At 53.3% G+C, this 4414-nt stretch carries 4 protein-coding genes and 4 tRNA genes; 1 reads left to right on the forward strand and 7 read right to left on the reverse strand.

Annotated elements, in window-relative coordinates; translation table 11 throughout:
- The 5 genes from ACEQFP_RS17215 to ACEQFP_RS17235 all read right to left on the reverse strand — a co-directional run.
- Nucleotides 1-104: GTP-binding protein (locus ACEQFP_RS17215; RefSeq protein ID WP_227953900.1), on the reverse strand; the 104-nt coding region annotated here is incomplete at its 3' end.
- A 127-nt stretch (nucleotides 105-231) separates the two neighbouring features.
- Nucleotides 232-307 (reverse strand) — tRNA-Thr (locus ACEQFP_RS17220).
- Between the two features lie 7 nt (nucleotides 308-314).
- A tRNA-Gly gene (locus ACEQFP_RS17225) sits at nucleotides 315-389 on the reverse strand.
- Nucleotides 390-513: 124 nt separating this feature from the next.
- Nucleotides 514-598, reverse strand: a tRNA-Tyr gene (locus tag ACEQFP_RS17230).
- A gap of 21 nt (nucleotides 599-619) precedes the next feature.
- Nucleotides 620-695 (reverse strand) — tRNA-Thr (locus tag ACEQFP_RS17235).
- A gap of 457 nt (nucleotides 696-1152) precedes the next feature.
- Here ACEQFP_RS17235 and coaA point away from each other — a divergent pair.
- Nucleotides 1153-2100: a type I pantothenate kinase gene (coaA, locus tag ACEQFP_RS17240; RefSeq protein WP_005280503.1), complete on the forward strand. Its 948-nt coding sequence runs from the start codon at nucleotides 1153-1155 to the stop codon at nucleotides 2098-2100.
- A 59-nt stretch (nucleotides 2101-2159) separates the two neighbouring features.
- Here coaA and birA read toward each other — a convergent pair whose 3' ends face one another.
- Together birA and murB are read right to left on the reverse strand one after the other, a co-directional pair.
- Nucleotides 2160-3119, reverse strand: a complete 960-nt coding sequence (gene birA, locus ACEQFP_RS17245; RefSeq protein ID WP_005280505.1) for a bifunctional biotin--[acetyl-CoA-carboxylase] ligase/biotin operon repressor BirA — start codon at nucleotides 3117-3119, stop codon at nucleotides 2160-2162.
- On the reverse strand, nucleotides 3116-4153 hold the full coding sequence (gene murB / locus ACEQFP_RS17250; protein ID WP_005280507.1) for a UDP-N-acetylmuramate dehydrogenase: 1038 nt from the start codon (nucleotides 4151-4153) through the stop codon (nucleotides 3116-3118). Before murB ends, birA begins: the two co-directional genes overlap by 4 nt.
- Nucleotides 4154-4414: the final 261 nt, after the last annotated feature.

Below are 4414 nucleotides of genomic sequence, written 5' to 3' on the forward strand. Positions count from 1 at the left end.
ACGGTGGTGATAGCAGCGGTCAGGGTAGTTTTACCGTGGTCAACGTGGCCGATAGTACCGACGTTAACGTGCGGTTTTGAACGTTCAAACTTTTCTTTAGACATTAATTGTCCCTCTAATACACGGATAAATCGGTGATATCACCACATCAACCAAGCATATATCGCTGAATGCTGTCTATTATGCTTGCTGAAATTTATTACAGAGAAACCAGAAGGGGGAAAAGAGAGATGGTGCTGATACCCAGAATCGAACTGGGGACCTCACCCTTACCAAGGGTGCGCTCTACCGACTGAGCCATATCAGCACATGTTTGGAGCGGGCAGCGGGAATCGAACCCGCATCATCAGCTTGGAAGGCTGAGGTAATAGCCATTATACGATGCCCGCACCTGAACCCGGCTACCTGATTGTTCTGTAGAGTTTACACCGGCCGACATTACTGTTCGTACCGCTGTATTCTGGAGCGTATCGACAACCTACACTCCAAGCCCTATTACTAAGGCTGAATAAATGGTGGTGGGGGAAGGATTCGAACCTTCGAAGTCTGAGACGGCAGATTTACAGTCTGCTCCCTTTGGCCGCTCGGGAACCCCACCACACCGGATTGTTGTACTTGATGGTGCCGGCTGCCGGAATCGAACTGGCGACCTACTGATTACAAGTCAGTTGCTCTACCTACTGAGCTAAGCCGGCATCAAGTAGCGCGCATTCTAGGTAGTGATCGTCAGCGATGCAACAAAAAAATTCGATTTTACGCCTCTTCGCTCATAAAACACGCAAAGTAGGCAGTTCCACCTTACTACATCGCTTCGATACAGCAGGTGTATATCGTTCGCAGCAACACATCGCGCACAAGCATAGTCCAAAGCAGGGGAAGAAGAAAGCCTATTGTTCCCCACTGAATCGCACGCTGTACGTTACCTTTGCCACTCTCGCTCGTGTCGGCTCACGGCTCACGGCTCACGGCTCACGGCTCACGGCTCACCACGGTACCGCAGGCCACCCGTTCCCGTCTCCACGGACAGATTGCAGCAACTTTAGGAAAAAAGCGCTGCACCCTAAGCGAAGCTGTCTATAATAAGCGACTCGATTTCTCTGGAGTTGGCGTCCGCGCCGTTTCCATCTTGCGCTGACAGGCAGACACGGGCATATGAAGAAAGAGCAATCCCTGGCGACCCCATACTTGCAATTCGATCGCCAACAGTGGGCGGCATTGCGTAACGCCGTCCCATTAACGCTGAGCGAAGACGAAATTACCCGTCTCAAGGGTATTAATGAAGATCTCTCTTTGGATGAGGTTGCCCAGATCTATTTGCCGCTCTCACGCCTACTGAATTTCTACTTCAGTTCCAGTGTCAGTCGTCAGGCCGTGTTAGCGAAATTTCTTGGTACGCACAATCCACGCGTCCCTTACATCATCGGTATTGCGGGTAGTGTTGCCGTCGGCAAAAGTACCACGGCACGTGTACTCCAGGCCTTGCTCAGTCGTTGGCCGGAACACCGCCGCGTCGAATTGATTACCACCGATGGCTTCCTGCACCCGAATAAGGTGTTGCAGGAGCGTGGCCTAATGAAGAAAAAGGGCTTTCCGCAATCTTATGATATGCACCGCCTGGTGAAGTTTGTCTCCGACATTAAATCCGGCGTGGCACAGGTTAGCGCACCGCAATACTCTCACTTGATCTACGATGTAGTACCCGATGGCGATAAGGTCATCGAGCGTCCAGATATTCTGATCCTCGAAGGATTAAACGTCCTACAGAGCGGCATGGATTATCCACATGATCCGCATCGGGTCTTTGTTTCTGATTTTGTCGACTTCTCGATCTATGTCGACGCCGCCGAAGAGCAATTACAGGCCTGGTATATCAACCGCTTTCTGAAATTTCGCGAGGGGGCCTTCACTAACCCTGACTCCTATTTCCACCACTACTCGCAATTGCCGGAGTCTGAGGCTATCGCCATCGCCAGTGGGCTATGGAAAGAGATCAATGGGTTAAATCTACGGCAAAATATCCTACCGACCCGTGAACGCGCCAGCCTGATTATGACCAAGGGCTGCAATCACGCGATAGAGAGTGTTCGCCTACGTAAATAAGTCGTCCCGACGCCTATCCCTTCACTGATGATGGAGGAGCCATGCTCCCCCATCGCCACTCAACCGGCCCGCAATGAAATCTCACCACCGATAAAAGGGGTCACCACTCCGTCCCGCTCCAATAATAATGCCCCTTGAGCATCGATACCGCGGGCAATACCATGAATGGTCTGCTCGCCAATCAGCAACCGTACCGGGCGATCGATAAAGTTATCCAGCGCACGCCAGCGCGCAATAAATGGCGCCAAGCCACGTAACTCAAACTCGGTGAGCGTGGCACGCAACCGTCCTAGTAGGCAGGCGACCAGACGATTACGATCGATAGTGACCCCCGCCTCTTGTAGGTTGATCCACTGCTGATCGACCACGTTAGCGTCAGGATTACGCATCATCAGATTGATCCCGGCACCGATCACGATATTCGCCGCATCACCGGTCTTTCCCGTCAACTCGACAAGGATCCCGGCTAGCTTACGATCGTTGAGGTAAAGATCATTCGGCCACTTTACCTTTACCCCATCAGCACCCAGCTCACGCAGCACCTCGGCCATCACAATACCGATAACCAAGCTTAACCCCATCGCCGCAGCGGGCCCTTGTTCCAGCTTCCAATACATGGAGAGGTAAAGATTCGCACCAAAGGGAGAAAACCACTGACGTCCACGACGACCACGCCCAGCTTGTTGGTATTCGGCGACGCAAGCATCGCCAGATTGCAGCTCGCTGATGCGATCTAATAAGTACTGATTGGTGGAGTCGACTACCGGTAATACGGTCACCCTAGCATGTGGCAACTGGGCTGTGATCGCCTCAGCGCTCAGCAACTGCATCGGTGTGGGCAGGCAGTAACCTTTTCCAGGGACGGTAAAGACATCAATACCCCAATCACGTAGCGTCTGGATGTGTTTATTGATCCCGGCGCGACTCATCCCCAGTGACTCACCAAGGTGCTCACCGGAATGGAAGTCGCCGTCGGACAGTAAGGCGATCAACTTCAACGGAACCGTAATATCTCTCATGCTAGCACCCCCACTGCATCCACCTCACCCTGAGCAGAGATAAAACGTACCTCCGGCTCTAACCAGACAGCGAAAGTCTCGCCGACGCGCTGACGTACATGGCGCGCTAACGCAATCATATCGGCGGCGGTCGCATGCTCTTCATTGATCAAGACCAACGCTTGCTGGCGATGTACTGCCGCACCGCCGATCCGCCATCCTTTCAGGGCGCAACGGTCAATGAGCCATCCCGCAGCCAGCTTGACTCGGCCATCAGGCTGAGGGTAGTAAGGCATCTGTGGATACTGCTGACGAATCGCTAAGGCTGTCGCCTCCTCCACCACAGGATTCTTGAAAAAACTCCCCGCATTACCGCTCTGCGCGGGATCAGGGAGCTTGCTTCGCCGCATCTGACAAACCGCATCGAACACCGCTCGCGGCGTTACCGTAGCTACATCGAGACGCGCGAGATCACCATAACTCAGATGCGGCTGCCAGCACTTGTTCAGGCGTAAGCCTACCGCGATGATCGCATAGCCATCACGGTAACCATGCTTAAAGATACTCTCACGGTAGCCGAAGGCACACTCATCGGCTAACAGGCGTTGCTGATCGCCGTTGCGTAGATCCAGCACATCCACATACTCACAGACATGCTGGAACTCGACACCGTAGGCACCGATATTTTGAATCGGGGCCGACCCAGCACAACCGGGGATCAGGGCAAGATTTTCGAGACCAGGCATCGCGTGATCGAGCGTATAACGCACCAAGTCATGCCAATTTTCACCCGCACCGACATGCAGATGCCAGCTTTGCGCCTCCTCGCGTACTTGGATGCCAAGAATACGATTAAGGATCACGCAGCCGGCAAAATCTTCCATCAGCAGGACGTTGCTCCCGCCGCCTAAGATCAGAACAGGTTGTTGGCGCGCCTGCGCCGACTGCCATTGCATGAGCAACGCAGCAGCGCTATCCGCCTGCACGATCCGCTCAGCCTGAGCCGGCAAAGCAAAGGTGGTATATTCACTAAGTGATGTAAGGGGCTTGGACATGAAACGACTATCTCATCCTGACTAAACAGACTCTAGTCTACCCGATTATCAGCGACAAACCGTGGATAAATCATCGCAGGCGAGGAAATCCGCCTCGTATAGGTAAGGTCGAGACGGTAAGAGACGGTAAGAAACGACAGAAACAGAAAAAGAAAAAGCCCCACGCATCAGCGTGGGGCTTTTCCTCTATTTGATGCCTGGCAGTTCCCTACTCTCGCATGGGGAGACCCCACACTACCATCGGCGCTACGGCGTTTCACT

It is taken from the genome of Edwardsiella sp. A.80236 (genome assembly GCF_044540725.1).
In the GTDB taxonomy this organism is placed as follows: Bacteria; Pseudomonadota; Gammaproteobacteria; order Enterobacterales; family Enterobacteriaceae; genus Edwardsiella; species Edwardsiella tarda.